Here is a 14069-nt window from a genome sequence, read left to right as displayed (position 1 = left end):
GGCATCGCCCCCGCACCCCCGTGGAGGCCCGGCGGAGGCCCGGTGCTGTCCGGTCAAGGGCCCGGCCGGATGTGGCGCGGGCGGGCGCGACCGGGCACGGTGGGGGGCATGGACCTGGCTGAGGTGATGCGCACGACCGCCGCGGTGCGGGAGTTCACCGACGACCCGCTGCCCGACGACGTGCTGTACCGGATCCTGGACCTGGCCCGGTTCGCCCCCAGCGGCGGCAACCGGCAGGGCGTGCACCTCACGGTGGTGCGCGATCGCGCGACCCGGGAGCGGCTGGCCGAGCTGAACCTCACGGCCGCCCGCCGCTACCTCGCGCAGATCGCCGCCGGTGAGAGCCCGTGGAACCCCCTGCACCCGCCCGGTCCGGACGCCGCCACGATCGCGGCCACCGAGGTGCCGGCCGCCTACACGGCCCCGGTGCTCACCGCGGCCGCCGTGCTGGTGTTCAGCGTCGACCTCGGCGTCGTCGCCGCGATGGACCAGGACCTGCCCCGGGTCGGGGTCGTCAGCGGGGCCTCGGTCTACCCGCTGGTCTGGAACGTCCTGCTCGCGGCGCGGGCCGAGGGCTACGGCGGCACGATCACGACCATGGCCGTGGTGGAGGAGGACGCGGTGCGTGAGCTGCTCGGGATCCCCGCGCACCACGCGGTCGCGACCGTCGTCCCCCTCGGACGACCGGTCAAGCAGCTCACGAAGCTGCGGCGCCGGCCGGTGGAGGAGTGGGTCACCCGGGAGCGTTTCGACGGTGAGCCCCTGAGCCCCTGAGCGGCTGACGGCGCGGCGCCCGGTCACTCCCGGTCAGTCCCCCTCGAGCCAGGTGGCGAGCCAGCGGCCCAGCACGGCGTGGGCCCGGGCGCGCGCCTCGGGGCGGGAGAGCCACACGTCGTGGCGGGCGCCGGGGACGGCGATCGAGGTGACGTGCCGTCCGACCGCGCCGGCCCAGCGCCGGATGTGCTCCACGTCGAGCACGATGTCGCAGGTGTGCACGTCCTCGTCCAGCACGGTCGGACGGTGCGACCGGCCCGAGGACAGCACCAGCGTCGGCACGTCGACGTCGAGACCGGCCTGGAGGCGCCGGTGCCCGGCGCGCACGGCCCGCAGCCAGCCGACCCGGGCGGGATAGGACTCCAGCGGCTTCCAGGCCAGGTCGTAGGTCCACTCGCCCTCGTGGTCGCGGTGCAGCGACCGCCCGTAGAAGCCGTTGACCTCCCGCGGGATCTCCAGCCCGGGACGCCGCCGCCCGAGCTGGTCGAGGGCGGCCGCGGCGGCGGCGGTGCGCAGCCAGGGCGCCCCCTGCAGCTCGAACCACGGCGAGTTGAGCACCAGGCCCGCCAGCTCCGGTGGCCGGACCCGGTCGGCCCACAGCGCGGCGACGAGTCCGCCCGTGGAGTGGGCGTCCACGACGACGCGGCGGTGGCCGTCGCGCCGGGTGACCCGCCACCAGGCGAGGCCGAGCTCGGCGTCGTACTCGGCGAGGTCGGTGATGTCGGTGGCGGTCTGGTGGGGGCGCAGCGACCGTCCGTACTTGCGCAGGTCCAGGGCGTAGACGTCCCAGCCGCGGGCGGTCCACCAGTCGGCGTGGTCGGTGTGGAAGAAGTAGTCGGCGAAGCCGTGCACGAGCAGCACGGCCCCCTGCGACGTCGGCCCGAGGGGAGTGCGGCGCACCAGGGTGGCCACCACCGGGCCCTCGTGGTCGGGCGGCAGGCCGATCGTCTCCGCGGTCCAGTCCCCGCCCAGGACGTCGGGGAGGAGTGAGCCCGCGACGGCGTCCGAGAACGACATGGCCGCATCCTGGCAGATCCCGGGGACGCGCCCGTGCGAGGACGTGGGGCCACCCTCCTGCGGTGGAGGGGCCGGAGGGGCTACCGTCCTCGCGTGGGGTGGAGGGGCGACCTGGTCTCGGGGTGGCGCTCCGGCACGCGGCTGGGTCAGCGCCGCGTCCTGGGGCTGCTGCTCCTCGCCGTCGTGCTCTCGGTGCCCCTCTCCCTGGTCTGGCAGGTCGTGCCGCTGGCCGGCTACCTCATGTGGCTCGTGCTCGGTGCGTTCCTGTTGCGCGTGGGTCCGCTCATCGTCCACGCCGTGGTGGTCGGCGTCGCCGGCACCGTCACCTGGGTCGCGCTGGCGCCGATGACGTTCTCGCGCTGGATGTCGCTGCTGTTCTTCGCCATCACGATCGTGCTGGTCCTCTACACCGCGCGTCAGCAGCGCACCGGCCTCCCGTCCACGCTGAGCGGTGCCCTGCTGGCCGACCTCCGCGAACGGCTGGACGCCCAGGGCCGCGTGCCGGCGCTGCCCGACGGCTGGCGGTGCGAGACCGCGATGGTCGCGGCCCACGGCGTCGGCTACGCCGGGGACTTCATGATCGTGGAGCAGACCGATCGCCGGGTCGACCTCGTGCTGGTCGACGTCGTCGGCAAGGGTGTGGAGGCCGCGCCGTCGGCGCTGATGCTGGCCGGTGCGATCGGCGGCATGGTGGGCTCGCTGGAGGCCGACGAGCTGCTCGCCGCGGCCAACCGGTTCCTGTTGCGCCAGGGCCGCGAGGAGATGTTCGCCACCGCCGCCGCGATCACCGTCTGCCTCGACTCCGGGCGCTACCGCATCCTCTCGGCCGGCCACCCCCCGGCGCTGCGCTGGGACCCGGCGGCCCGCACCTGGCGCGAGGACGCCGCGCGCGGGTTGCCGCTCGGGGTGCTGCCCGACCCGGACCTGGAGGCCACCGAGGGCGTGCTGGCCCCCGGCGACGCGCTGCTGTTCTACACCGACGGGGTGGTCGAATCGCGCGGCCAGGACATCGAGGAGGGCATCGGCTGGCTGTGCGGCGTCGCCACCGCCGCCCTCCGGCGCGGCGCCCTCGGGGCGCCCCGGCGGATCATCCGGCAGGTGCCCCGCGGCGACGACGACCGCGCGGTGCTGATGCTCAGTCGCGATCCGGCGTAGACCCGGCCGGCGTCGACCCGGCTCCGTGCAGGGCGTGCATGACGCCCTCCAGCGTCGGGTCCTGCAGGGCGAGGTCGCGCAGCCCGGCCTGGGCGACGACGGCGGCGATCACCGGCGCCGCGGGCTGCTCGAGGGGGAGCGAGATGCGCTGGACCCGGTCGGTGACCTCGACGACGTGCACGCCGGGCAGCCCGGGGAAGGTGAGGGCGGGTCGCGCCTCGGTGAGGTCGACGCTCAGGATCCGGGTACTGCGGCCCAGGCGGTGCAGGCCCTCGAGCGTGCCGTCGTGCGCGAGCCGGCCGTGGTCGAGCACGACCACCCGCCGACACAGCGCCTCGACGTCGGGCAGGTCGTGGGTGGTCAGCACGATCGTGGTGGCGCGCCGGGCGTTGAGGTCGCGCAGGACGTCGCGCAGCCGCGCCCGACTCACCACGTCGAGGCCGATGGTGGGCTCGTCGAGGAACAGCACCTCGGGGTCGTGCAGCATCGCCGCCACGAGCTCGCCGCGCATGCGCTGACCCAGGCTGAGGGAGCGCACCGGCTGGCGCAGCTGCGGCCCGAGGTCGAGCAGGTCCACCAGCTCGTCGAGGCGGGCCCGGTGGTGGGCCGGCGTCGTGCGGTACAGCCGGTGCACGAGGGTGAACGAGTCGGCCAGCGGCAGGTCCCACCACAGCGCGCTGCGCTGACCGAAGACCACCCCGATGCGGCGGGCGAGCCGTCGGCGCTGCGCGGCGGGCTCCAGGCCGCACACCCGCGCGCTGCCGGCGGTGGGCACCAGCACGCCCGTGAGCAGCTTGACGGCGGTCGACTTGCCGGCGCCGTTGAGCCCGAGCAGGCCGAGGAACTCCCCAGGCGTCACCTCGAGGTCGACGTCGTCGACGGCGCGCAGGTCGCCCTCGGTGCGGCGGAACACCCGCGTGAGGCCACGGGTGACGATGACGGGCGGGGTGGGCACGGATCAGCTCCCGGTGGAGGTGTAGCGGCGCACGCCGGCGCGCCAGACGAGGACGGTGGCGAGCACGGCGAGCACCACGGCCACCGGCGAGCACCACGCCAGCGCCGCGGGCAGGCCGAGGGGATCGGGGCGGTCGAGCAGGCGCAGGCTGGGGTACCAGCTCACGAACGCCAGCGGCACGGCGAAGGTGAGCGCCAGCACGACCTCGCGCGGGAAGATCACCAGTGGGTACTGCGTCACGGTGTTGCCGCCGTAGGTGAAGGCGTTCGCCACCTGCTGCCCGTCGGTGGTCCAGAACTGCAGGCAGGCCAGGCCCACGAAGAGCGCGCCGAAGAGCAGGGTCGCGCTCACCAGCATCTGGCCCGCGAGCAGCACCCGCTCCGGCGTCCACGCGACGGCGCCGCAGCCCCAGCCGAACACGACGGCGGCCTGCACCACCCGCGAGATCCGTCGGGGGCTGAACTCCTCGGTGCACACCTGCACCAGGAGCGACGTCGGACGCACGAGCATCGTGTCCAGCCGGCCGGAGCGGATGTGACGACCGAGTCGCTCGACCTGGCCCACCGCGAGGTCGGCCACGGCGATGCCGAGCCCCGAGGCGCCGTAGAGCAGCGCGATCTCGCGCAGGCCGAAGCCGCCCAGGGTCGTGGCGCGGGAGAGCAGGACCGCGATCGCGACGAAGTCCAGGGCGGTGATGACCAGCCCGCCGAGGCTGAGCATCACGAACGAGGCGCGGTAGGACATCGCCGCGCGGCCCCAGGCGGCGGCGAGGGTGCGGTAGTCCGCGACGTCGGCGCGCAGCCCGTCCACCCGGTCCTGCCCCACTCGGCCCTGGACCTCCCGGGCCTCAGCCACCTTGGACCACCACCCGGCGTTCCCCCGCGGCGAGGACCAGCCGGCAGGCGCCGAGCAGCACGACCGCCCAGCCGATCGCCACCCCGAGCAGCGCGACCGCCTCGACGCCGCTCACGCGACCGAGCCACAGGTCGGCGGGCGTCTGCAGCAGCGCGGCCCACGGCAGGAGCAGCGTCACCTCGCGCAGGCCGTCGGGCAGCAGCACCAGCGGGACCGTCAGCCCGGAGAAGAAGATCGTGAGCACGCCCCCGAGGAGTCGGGGGCCCGTCGTGTCGAGCAGCCAGAACGCCGTGAGCGCCGGGAGCAGCCGCAGGGCGAAGCTGACGACCACCGCCACCGGGACCGCGACCGCCACCAGCAGGGCTCCGGTGACCGTCGGCGTCGTGAGGCCGAACACCAGCGCACCGATCACGAGCGGGACGCCGGCGCGCGTGAGCAGCTGGAAGCAGGCCCGCCCCAGGTCCAGGCACAGGTACCACCCGAGCACGCTCGCCGGCCGGGCGAGGTCGCTGGCCACCGCGCCGCTGCGGATCCGTTCGGCGAGGTCGTCGGGGGAGCCTCCGCCGAACATCTCGACCACGGCCAGCAGCCCCTGCCCGATCCAGACGTAGGTGATCGCCTGGGTGGCGTCGTAGCCGCCGGCGTCGGGGCGGGCCGCCCAGACGGCCGCGAAGACGCCGCACAGGATGAACCCGAACACGGTGTTGGTGAAGATGCCGGCCAGGGTGGCGGCGCGGTAGGTGCTGGAGCGCCGGAACCCGGCGGCGACCACGGCCGTCGCCCACCCTCCCGAGACACCTGCGAGCCGCACCCGGTCACGCTAGTCATCCCGAGTGGCGCAGGCCACCCGGGGTCGGGCGGTGCGCGGTTTCCCAGCCGGGGGAGTCGCGCGGGAGGATGGCCGGCGTGGACGACGCCCCCCTGCCCGAGACCGCCGACCCGTTGCCGACCCCCGGCACCGGGGCCGAGGCCGCGCTGTACCCCGTCGGCCTGCGCCTCGCGGGGCGTCGGGTCGTGGTGGTCGGCGGTGGGCACGTCGCGCAGCGACGGGTGCCGCAGCTGATCGCGGCCGGAGCCGACGTGCTGGTGGTCGCGCCCTGGGTGCGGCCGGCCCTGGAGGGCCTCATCGAGGCGGGCGAGGTGCGGTGGGCCGCGCGCGGCTTCGACGCCGCCGACCTCGACGACGCCTGGTACGTCCTGGTCGCCACCGACGACGACGCCGTCAACGCCGCGGTCTCCTCGGCGGCGGAGGAGCGGCGGATCTTCTGCGTGCGCGCCGACGACGCCGAGGCGGCCACCGCCTGGACGCCGGCCAGCGGTCGCGCCGCGGGTGTCACCGTCGCGGTCTGGGGCAGCCGCGAGCCGCGACGCAGCGCCGCGATCCGTGACGAGGTCGTCGAGGAGCTGCGCGAGGGCCGGCTCGGGCGCGCCGACGCGCGGCCGCGCACCGCCGGCGTCACGCTCGTGGGCGGCGGCCCGGGCGAGCCGGAGCTGCTCACGCTCGCCGGACGACGGGCGCTGATGGAGGCCGACGTGGTGGTGGCCGACCGGCTCGCGCCGCGCGAGGCGCTGGGCGACCTGCCGGTCGACGTCGAGCTCTACGACGTCGCCAAGCTGCCGCGCGGACGCTCGGCGCTGCAGGAGGAGATCAACCGGATCATCGTGGAGCAGGCCCGGGCCGGTCGGCGCGTGGTGCGGTTCAAGGGCGGCGACTCCTTCGTGTTCGGGCGCGGCTACGAGGAGGTGCTGGCCTGCCGTGAGGCCGGCGTCGACGTCGAGGTCGTGCCGGGTGTCACCAGCCCGGTCTCGGTGCCCGCCCTGGCCGGCATCCCGGTGACCCACCGCGGGGTCGCGCACGAGTTCACCGTGATCTCCGGCCACGTGCCGCCGGGGCACCCCCGCTCCCTGACCGACTGGGACGCGGTCGCGCGCTTGAGCGGCACCCTGCTGCTGATGATGGCGGTGGAGCACGGCCCGCAGATCGCGGCGGCGCTGCTCGCGGGCGGCCGGGACCCGCAGACCCCCGTCGCGTTCGTGTCCGACGGCTCCATGGCCACCCAGCGCACGGTGCTCGCCACCCTGGCGACGATGACGGAGGTGATCGCGGCCCAGGACGTGCGCCCGCCGGCGATCATCGTGGTGGGCGACGTCGTGGCGGTGGCGCATCCCGACCGGTTCCCCGGCCGGCTCGCGGTCGACCCGCACACCGGGCCGGGGGAGTAGCACCGCCGTGGCCCGACTGGTCGAGATCGACGACCCCGCCGACCCGCGGCTGGCCGACTACCGCGACCTGCGCGACGTCGAGCTGCGCAAGCACGTCGAGGCCGAGCACGGCCTGTTCCTCGCCGAGGGCGAGAAGGTCGTGCGCCGCGCGGTCGAGGCCGGCCATCGCGCCCGGTCCTTCCTGATGAGCCCGCGCTGGTTGGAGGGCCTCGCCGACGTGCTCGAGCGCAGCGACGCCCCCTGCTACGTGCTGTCCGAGGACCTCGCCGAGCAGGTCACCGGGTTCCACGTGCACCGCGGCGCCCTGGCCTCCCTGACCCGCACCCCGCTGCCGTCGGTGGAGGAGGTGCTGGCCGGCGCTCGCTCGGTGCTGGTGCTCGAGGACGTCGTCGACCACACCAACGTGGGTGCGGTGTTCCGCTGCGGCGCGGCACTGGGCTTCGACGCCGTCCTCCTCGCGCCCCGCTGCGCCGACCCGCTCTACCGGCGCTCGGTGAAGGTCGCGATGGGCACGGTGTTCTCGGTGCCGTGGACGCGGCTGCCGGACTGGTACGGCGCTCTCCCGGACCTCACCGCACGCGGGTTCACCACGATCGCCCTCACCCTGGCCGAGGACGCCGTCCCGATCGAGGAGGCGGTGGCCGGCTGCGACCGGGTCGCGCTGGTCCTGGGATCCGAGGGGCACGGTCTGTCGGCGCGCTGGCAGGAGGCCGCCGACCGGCGCGCCGTCATCCCGATGTCCGCGGGCGTCGACTCCCTCAACGTCGCTGCGGCGGCCGCCGTCGCCTGCTACGTCACCGTGCGGCGCTGAGCAGGCTCTCCCCGCGCGGCCGAGGTGTTGACTCGGAGGGTGGGTGCACGCTTCTCGCACCCGGGCGGCCCCGACCAGCGGACCGCCCCCACCCGAGAGGAGCATCCGATGATGCGCACCCACCTGGCGGCCCTGCTGCTGCCGCTCGCCCTGGTCGGCGGTCCCGTCGCCGTCGTGTCCACCGCCGCCCCGGCCACCGCCGCCGACTCCTGCGTCTCCCAGCGCGAGTTCGCCTCGGTCAAGAAGGACTTCAGCAAGGCCAAGGTCGCCCGTGTCTTCGGCACGAAGGGCTCGCGCGAGGCCATCAGCCGCGGCTACGGCGTCACCATCGAGATCCGGTCCTACCGCGCCTGCACCCGCTTCGGGGCGGTCTCGGTGTCCTTCGAGAACGGCCGGCTCTCCGCCAAGTCCGCGGTGTTCTGAGCCCCCTCCCGGAGCCGCGAGCCCCGGTGGGTTCGGCAGGCGCCGGGGCGGGAAGGTCGTCGTCATGTCGACGACCACCCGCCCGCGCCCGCTGATCGCCGCCGGGGGCGTCGCCCTCGTGACGGGCCTGGGAGCCTCGCTGCTGCTCGGCGGCTGCGGCACCGACGGGCAGCCGTCCCCGGTCCCGAGCGGGACGCCCGCCTCCGCCGGCACGCCCGGTCCCGAGCCCGCGCCGACCTGCGCCACGACGTCGCCGCGCGACGCCGACGGCTTCACCCCGCCGGACACCGTGCTGTGCCCGGGCGCCACGGCGCGGGTGCCGTTCCGCACCTCCTCCGACGCCGACGCGGTGCCGGTGCAGGTGCGCGTCACCGGGGTGCGGCGTTCCACCGACGCCACCTTCGACCCGGGGCAGCCCGACCTCGGTGGCCTGCCGGTGTGGCTGGTGGACTACCGGGTGAGCGCCGAGGCACCGCTGCGCACCGCTGCCTGGGAGGTGGACGGCGCCCCGACCGCCGTCCTGTCCGACGGCGGTGGTGAGCGGACCCTCGTGCTCGGCCCGGCCGACTGCGACGGGCCGCCGGGACCCCGGCTGCCCACCCGCTGGGTGGCGGGCTGCGCCTGGGTCGTGGGATCGGCCGACGCCGAGCCGACCGGCGTGGAGGTCACCACGCTGTTCGACCCGGGGGACCTGCAGGACCCGCTCGGGACCCGCAGCGTCCTCTGGGCGCTCGACGCCCGGCCGCTCGCCCCGGCCTGACGCCGCTGGTCAGGCGGGCCAGGTCGGGGGGTAGTCGGCGGCGGCGGCGTCGTGGGCCTTGGTGAGCTTCCGGCGGGCCTTGGCCGACACCCGGTCGCCGAACACGGTGCCCTGGGTGTGGTCGGTCTCGTGCTGGAGGCAGCGCGCCAGCAGCCCGGTGCCGGTGAAGGTCACGGGCTCACCCGTCAGACCGGTGCCGTGCACCGTGGCGGTGTCGGGGCGCGCGCAGTCCACGAACGCGCCGGGGAAGGACAGGCAGCCCTCGGCGTCGTCGTCGAGGCGGCGGGCGCGACCCTCGGGCAGCTCGAGCACCGGGTTGCAGACCACGCCGACGGTGTGGTCGCCGGTGTCGTCGGGGCAGTCGAAGACGAACACCGCGAGGTCGACCCCGATCTGACACGCCGCCAGGCCGACCCCCTCGGCGGCGTACATCGTGGCGACCATGTCGGCCACCAGCGTGTGGAGGGCGTCGTCGTAGGCCGTGACCGCGGCCTGCGGGCGGTGCATGACCGGCGTGCCCCACCGGGTGATCGGGCGCACGGTGCCGCCCGCGGGCAGCGGACCGTAGGGAGCGTGGGGCGGGGTCGGATCGGCCATGCACGGCATCGTACGGGCGTGTGATCCGCCGCATCCCGGGTACCTGTAGCGCCGAGTGTAACTCCGAGTTACATTAGGGCCATGTCCCTCATGAACAGCCTCAAGCCGGGTGGCCGCAACGGCATCCCGCGCTCGGAGTCGCGCGACCCGATCGGGTACCTCGTGGCCGGCCTCAACAAGCTGGCCCAGAGCGAGGTGCTCGACCGCGTCGGCCTCCGCAAGACCGCCGAGCAGGCCGTCTTCACCGTGACCCGCAGCGGCTTCTCGACCATGACCAGCGCCAGCCGCACCTTCAACCGCAGCGGCTCGAGCAGCAGGTCCGGCGTGCGCCCCGCGCCCACGGCCGGCACCGGTCCCTTCGACCTCACCCCGACCGAGGACGAGCAGATGCTCGTCGACGTCGTCACCGAGTACGCCACCGAGGTGCTGCGGCCCGCCGCCACCGCGGCCGACGAGGCCTGCGCGGCCCCCGACGAGGTGCTCCAGGCCGGCCGCGAGATCGGCCTGCCGATCCTCGGCATCCCCGAGGAGCTCGGCGGCATCTCCGAGGAGCGCTCGGCCATGGCCGGCACCCTGGTCGCGGAGGCACTGGCGAAGGGCGACCTCGGTCTGGCCGTCGCCGCGCTGGCGCCCGGTTCGGTCGCCACCGCGCTGGGCCTGTGGGGCACCGAGGCGCAGCAGCAGACCTACCTGCCCGCCTTCGCCGGTGACGACGTCCCGGCCGCGGCGCTCGCGCTGACCGAGCCCACCGTGCTCTTCGACGTGCTGTCCCCGAGCACCACCGCCACCCGCCGCGGCGACGGCTTCGTGCTCACCGGCACCAAGTCGCTCGTGCCGCTCGGCGCCAGCGCCGAGCTGTTCGTCGTCGGTGCCAGCCTCGAGGGCCAGCCGGTGCTGTTCCTGGTGGAGTCGGGCGCCGAGGGCCTCAGCGTCGAGGGCGACCCCGCGATGGGCGTGCGCGCCGCGTCGCTGACCACCCTGCACCTGGCCGACGTCGTCGTGCCGGCCGACGCCGTGCTCGGTGCCACCGACGGCTCCACCTACCGCGAGTGCGTGCGGCTGTCCCGGCTCGCGTGGTGCGCGCTCGCCGTCGGCACCGGCCAGGCCGTGCTCGACTACGTGGTGCCCTACGTCAAGACCCGCGAGGCCTTCGGCGAGCCGATCGCCCACCGACAGTCGGTGGCGTTCATGGTCTCCGACATCGCGATCGAGCTGCAGGCCATGCGTCTGCTCACCTACAAGGCCGCCGGCCGCGCGGCCGCCGGCAAGGACTTCACCCGCGAGGTGGCACTGGCCCGCAAGGCGTGCGCCGAGAAGGGCATGAAGATCGGCCTCGACGGCGTCCAGCTGCTCGGGGGACACGGATTCGTCAAGGAGCACCCGGTGGAGCGCTGGTACCGCGACCTGCGCGCCGTCGGCATCATGGAAGGGGCGGTGTTGGTCTGATGGCGATCAACCTGGAGGAGCCGAAGAAGTTCAAGCCGCTGGTGGGTCAGGCCCACCAGGTCGCGATGAACATGCTGCGACCGATCTCGCGCAAGTACGACCGCGCCGAGCACGAGTACCCCAAGGAGCTCGACATGCTCGCCGCCATGATCGACGGGCTCTCCGAGTCCGGCGCGGGCGAGGGTGCGGGCGCTGCGGGCGTGCGGCGCGACGAGAAGAAGGACGACGGCGGGGTCAAGAACGGGGCCAACCTGGCCTCGGTGCTCTCGATCGCCGAGATGTGCTGGGGCGACGTCGGCCTGCTGCTCTCGATGCCGCGCCAGGGCCTGGGCAACTCGGCCATCGCCTCGGTGGCCGACGACGAGCAGCTCCAGCGCTTCGAGGGCGTGTGGGCCGGCATGGCCATCACCGAGCCGGGCACCGGCTCGGACTCGGCGAACATCAAGACCACCGCGGTGCTCGACGGCGACGAGTACGTCATCAACGGCGAGAAGATCTACGTCACCTCCGGTGACCGCGCCGACCACATCGTCGTGTGGGCCACGCTGGACCGCGACCTGGGCCGTGCGGCCATCAAGTCCTTCGTCGTGGCCAAGGGCACGCCCGGCATGCGGGTGGAGCGGCTGGAGCACAAGCTCGGCATCCGCGCCTCCGACACCGCCGCGATCATCTTCGAGAACTGCCGCGTGCCGAAGGAGAACCTGCTCGGTTCGCCCGAGATCGACACCAAGCAGGGCTTCGCCGGCGCGATGGCGACCTTCGACAACACCCGTCCGCTGGTGGCCTCGATGGCCGTCGGCTGCGCCCGGGCGTCGCTCGACCTCACCCGCGACCTGCTGAAGCAGGCCGGCATCGAGGTCGACTACGACCGGCCCGCCCACCTGCAGTCGGCCGCGGCCGCGAAGTTCCTGCAGATGGAGTCGGACTGGGAGGGCGCCTACCTGCTCATGCTGCAGGCGGCGTGGATGGCCGACAACCGCCAGCCCAACAGTCTGGAGGCCTCGATGGCCAAGGCCAAGGCCGGCCGCGTGGGCTCCGACATCACGCTCTCCTGCGTCGAGCTGGCCGGTTCGATCGGCTACAGCGAGACCGAGCTGCTCGAGAAGTGGGCCCGGGACTCCAAGATCCTCGACATCTTCGAGGGCACCCAGCAGATCCAGCAGCTCATCATCGCCCGCCGCGTGCTGGGGCTCTCCAGCGCCGAGCTGAAGTGAGCTGAGCCGCCGTCCTGCTCCGGGGCGGCACGGGACATCACGAGGCCCTCCTCCGCCGATGGCGGGGGAGGGCCTCGTGCCGTCGTGGAGGGTGTCCCGCGACACTCGCCGACGACCGTGGTGGCCACGTTCGTCGAGGAGGGAAGGCGGTCTGTCGGGTGCGCGCGTCTCGTGACGCTCGCTGCCGCTCGCTCCTCGACGACCGTCTTCATCCACGTTCGTCGAGGAGGCGCCCCGGCGCCGTCACGAGACGCGGTGAGCCGGGGAGCGACGCCGGGGGAAGGCCCGGTCAGGAGACGGCGCGGAAGGGGTCGTGCTCGGCCAGCAGGCGGTCGACCCGGGCCTGGTCGAGGCGGTGCACCACCGACTGGCTCTCGGTGTTGTCGCGGATCACCTTGGCGAGGGTGAACGAGCTGGTGGTGAGGTACATCGTGCCGAGGGCCAGGAAGGCCCGCACCCACGGGTCGACCGGGAGGTAGACGAAGGCGATGAGCATCGCCATCAGGGCGACGCCGAAGGAGATCGCCGACATCGCGTAGAAGGCGGCGGTGTTCTTGGAGGGGGCGGAGGGGCCGGTCATCGAGGTCATGGCACCAGCCTGCGCCGTCGACGCCTCCCTCGCGTCCGTGCCGGTACCCGTTCCCGACCGGGCCCGGATACTCAGATCGACACCAGCTGCGCGCCGGGAGCGGGCACGCCGTCGTGGTGGTCGGGAGCCCGGTGCCCGGCCTGGGCGAAGGCGGTGTCGATGGCCGTCCGGACCCCCTCGACCGCCGGCGCCGGCACGAGGGCGATGAAGGAGCCGCCGAAGCCGCCGCCCGTCATCCGCGCGCCCAGGGCACCGGCGTCCAGCGCGGTCTGGACGCCGAGGTCGAGCTCGGCGCAGCTCACCTCGAAGTCCGTGCGCAACGAGGCGTGGGACGCCGTCATGGCTGCACCGACCGTGCGCCAGCCGCGGGCGGCCGCGCCCGCGACCACCTCCCGCACGCGGGCGTCCTCGGTGACCACGTGGCGGGCGCGGCGGCGCAGCACGGGGTCGGTCAGGCCCGCGAGTGCCTCCGGTGCGGCCGAGGAGAGGGTCGCGACCCCCAGGGCGGCGGCCGCCGCCTCGCACTCGGCGCGTCGCGTGGCGTACCCGCCGTCGGTCAGGGCGTGGCTCACCCGGGTGTCGACGACGATCAGCCGCAGCCCGTCCTCCTCCCAGGCCAGCGGTACCGGCCGCGCCGTCCCGGCCCCGAAGTCGAGCAGGACCCCGTGGCCCGCCCGGCCCCGCAGCGAGGCCTGCTGGTCCAGCCCTCCGGTCGGGGCGCCCGCGACCTCCGCCTCGGCGCGGCGGCACCGCTCCACCAGGACCGCGCGGCGGTCGTCGTCGAGGGTGTGTCCGGCGAGCGCGTCGAGGGCGAGGGCGACCGCCACCGTCAGGGCGGCGGAGCTGGAGAGTCCCGCGCCGAGCGGCACCGTGGAGGTCACCGCGACGTTCACTCCGGGTACGGTCTGCCCGTCCTGGGCCGTCGCCCAGAGCACGCCGGCCACGTAGGCCGCCCAGCCCCGGACACCGCCCGGCCGGCAGTCGGCCAGGTCGCCCTCCCAGACCATCGGCGCGGAGGCGCCGGGAGGACTGCTGAGGAGGCGGACCCGGGTGTCGGCGCGCGTCGTCACGGTCGCGGTCGTCGCGAGGTCGAGGGCGAAGGGCAGGCACAGCCCGCCGTTGTAGTCGGTGTGCTCACCGACGAGGTTGACCCGACCCGGTGCCCGGGCCACGACGCGCCGGCCGGGGGCCGGGGGTGTCGGCAGGTCGGTCACGGGCCCAGCCTAGGGAGACACCCCCTAGGCTCGCGC

Annotated in this window: 15 protein-coding genes; 8 read left to right on the top strand and 7 right to left on the bottom strand. The window is 74.7% G+C overall.

The window, feature by feature from the left end:
* Nucleotides 1-108 precede the first annotated feature (108 nt).
* Nucleotides 109-774, top strand: coding sequence for a nitroreductase family protein (locus ACERUJ_RS10955; RefSeq protein WP_370248559.1), 666 nt, complete (start codon nucleotides 109-111; stop codon nucleotides 772-774).
* 33 nt (nucleotides 775-807) lie between these two features.
* Here the strand turns inward: ACERUJ_RS10955 and ACERUJ_RS10950 are convergent, their stop codons facing one another.
* The gene (locus tag ACERUJ_RS10950) at nucleotides 808-1791 is read right to left on the bottom strand and encodes an alpha/beta hydrolase (protein WP_370248558.1); all 984 of its coding nucleotides are present in this window, start codon (nucleotides 1789-1791) and stop codon (nucleotides 808-810) included.
* Nucleotides 1792-1884: 93 nt separating this feature from the next.
* On the opposite strand from ACERUJ_RS10950, the gene ACERUJ_RS10945 reads away from it, so the two are divergent.
* A complete protein-coding gene (locus ACERUJ_RS10945) occupies nucleotides 1885-2946 on the top strand; it encodes a PP2C family protein-serine/threonine phosphatase (RefSeq protein WP_370248557.1) in 1062 nt (353 codons plus the stop codon).
* Here the strand turns inward: ACERUJ_RS10945 and ACERUJ_RS10940 are convergent.
* From ACERUJ_RS10940 to ACERUJ_RS10930, 3 genes are read right to left on the bottom strand one after another with little or no spacing between them, the layout of a single operon-like run.
* Entirely contained in the window at nucleotides 2927-3901 is a 975-nt protein-coding gene (locus tag ACERUJ_RS10940; protein WP_370248556.1) for an ATP-binding cassette domain-containing protein, read from the bottom strand. The genes ACERUJ_RS10945 and ACERUJ_RS10940 overlap by 20 nt on opposite strands.
* 3 nt (nucleotides 3902-3904) lie before the next feature.
* Nucleotides 3905-4756 carry an ABC transporter permease gene (locus ACERUJ_RS10935; protein ID WP_370248555.1) on the bottom strand — a complete coding sequence of 284 codons (852 nt, stop codon included), beginning with the start codon at nucleotides 4754-4756 and terminating at the stop codon, nucleotides 3905-3907.
* Nucleotides 4749-5567 carry an ABC transporter permease gene (locus tag ACERUJ_RS10930; RefSeq protein ID WP_370248554.1) on the bottom strand — a complete coding sequence of 273 codons (819 nt, stop codon included), beginning with the start codon at nucleotides 5565-5567 and terminating at the stop codon, nucleotides 4749-4751. Before ACERUJ_RS10930 ends, ACERUJ_RS10935 begins: the two co-directional genes overlap by 8 nt.
* A gap of 95 nt (nucleotides 5568-5662) precedes the next feature.
* On the opposite strand from ACERUJ_RS10930, the gene cobA reads away from it, so the two are divergent.
* From cobA to ACERUJ_RS10910, 4 genes are all read left to right on the top strand, one after another.
* Nucleotides 5663-6979, top strand: a complete 1317-nt coding sequence (gene cobA / locus ACERUJ_RS10925) for a uroporphyrinogen-III C-methyltransferase (RefSeq protein ID WP_370248553.1) — start codon at nucleotides 5663-5665, stop codon at nucleotides 6977-6979.
* Between the two features lie 7 nt (nucleotides 6980-6986).
* Nucleotides 6987-7790, top strand: a complete 804-nt coding sequence (locus ACERUJ_RS10920) for a TrmH family RNA methyltransferase (protein WP_370248552.1) — start codon at nucleotides 6987-6989, stop codon at nucleotides 7788-7790.
* A 108-nt stretch (nucleotides 7791-7898) separates the two neighbouring features.
* Entirely contained in the window at nucleotides 7899-8213 is a 315-nt protein-coding gene (locus ACERUJ_RS10915) for a hypothetical protein (RefSeq protein ID WP_370248551.1), read from the top strand.
* Nucleotides 8214-8277: 64 nt separating this feature from the next.
* Nucleotides 8278-8973, top strand: a complete 696-nt coding sequence (locus ACERUJ_RS10910) for a hypothetical protein (protein ID WP_370248550.1) — start codon at nucleotides 8278-8280, stop codon at nucleotides 8971-8973.
* Nucleotides 8974-8982: 9 nt separating this feature from the next.
* Here ACERUJ_RS10910 and def read toward each other — a convergent pair whose 3' ends face one another.
* Nucleotides 8983-9570 carry a peptide deformylase gene (def, locus tag ACERUJ_RS10905; RefSeq protein WP_370248549.1) on the bottom strand — a complete coding sequence of 196 codons (588 nt, stop codon included), beginning with the start codon at nucleotides 9568-9570 and terminating at the stop codon, nucleotides 8983-8985.
* Between the two features lie 81 nt (nucleotides 9571-9651).
* On the opposite strand from def, the gene ACERUJ_RS10900 reads away from it, so the two are divergent.
* Nucleotides 9652-11016: an acyl-CoA dehydrogenase family protein gene (locus tag ACERUJ_RS10900; RefSeq protein WP_370248548.1), complete on the top strand. Its 1365-nt coding sequence runs from the start codon at nucleotides 9652-9654 to the stop codon at nucleotides 11014-11016.
* Nucleotides 11016-12230 carry an acyl-CoA dehydrogenase family protein gene (locus tag ACERUJ_RS10895; protein WP_370248547.1) on the top strand — a complete coding sequence of 405 codons (1215 nt, stop codon included), beginning with the start codon at nucleotides 11016-11018 and terminating at the stop codon, nucleotides 12228-12230. Before ACERUJ_RS10900 ends, ACERUJ_RS10895 begins: the two co-directional genes overlap by 1 nt.
* Before the next feature lie 289 nt (nucleotides 12231-12519).
* Here ACERUJ_RS10895 and ACERUJ_RS10890 read toward each other — a convergent pair whose 3' ends face one another.
* Nucleotides 12520-12819, bottom strand: a complete 300-nt coding sequence (locus tag ACERUJ_RS10890; RefSeq protein ID WP_370248546.1) for a YiaA/YiaB family inner membrane protein — start codon at nucleotides 12817-12819, stop codon at nucleotides 12520-12522.
* 71 nt (nucleotides 12820-12890) lie between these two features.
* On the bottom strand, nucleotides 12891-14033 hold the full coding sequence (gene galK / locus ACERUJ_RS10885) for a galactokinase (protein WP_370248545.1): 1143 nt from the start codon (nucleotides 14031-14033) through the stop codon (nucleotides 12891-12893).
* Between the last annotated feature and the right edge of the window lie 36 nt (nucleotides 14034-14069).

The organism is Nocardioides sp., assembly GCF_964228225.1.
Taxonomy (GTDB): domain Bacteria; phylum Actinomycetota; class Actinomycetes; order Propionibacteriales; family Nocardioidaceae; genus Nocardioides.
This window is presented reverse-complemented; position numbering and strand designations above follow the sequence as displayed.

Excerpts from the sequence above, each read along its gene's own strand:
- ACERUJ_RS10955 (WP_370248559.1), top strand. The coding sequence starts at position 109 with ATGGACCTGGCTGAGGTGATGCGCACGACCGCCGCGGTGCGGGAGTTC.
- ACERUJ_RS10950 (WP_370248558.1), bottom strand. The coding sequence starts at position 1,791 with ATGTCGTTCTCGGACGCCGTCGCGGGCTCACTCCTCCCCGACGTCCTG.
- ACERUJ_RS10915 (WP_370248551.1), top strand. The coding sequence starts at position 7,899 with ATGATGCGCACCCACCTGGCGGCCCTGCTGCTGCCGCTCGCCCTGGTC.
- ACERUJ_RS10910 (WP_370248550.1), top strand. The coding sequence starts at position 8,278 with ATGTCGACGACCACCCGCCCGCGCCCGCTGATCGCCGCCGGGGGCGTC.
- def (WP_370248549.1), bottom strand. The coding sequence starts at position 9,570 with ATGGCCGATCCGACCCCGCCCCACGCTCCCTACGGTCCGCTGCCCGCG.
- ACERUJ_RS10900 (WP_370248548.1), top strand. The coding sequence starts at position 9,652 with ATGTCCCTCATGAACAGCCTCAAGCCGGGTGGCCGCAACGGCATCCCG.
- ACERUJ_RS10895 (WP_370248547.1), top strand. The coding sequence starts at position 11,016 with ATGGCGATCAACCTGGAGGAGCCGAAGAAGTTCAAGCCGCTGGTGGGT.
- ACERUJ_RS10890 (WP_370248546.1), bottom strand. The coding sequence starts at position 12,819 with ATGACCTCGATGACCGGCCCCTCCGCCCCCTCCAAGAACACCGCCGCC.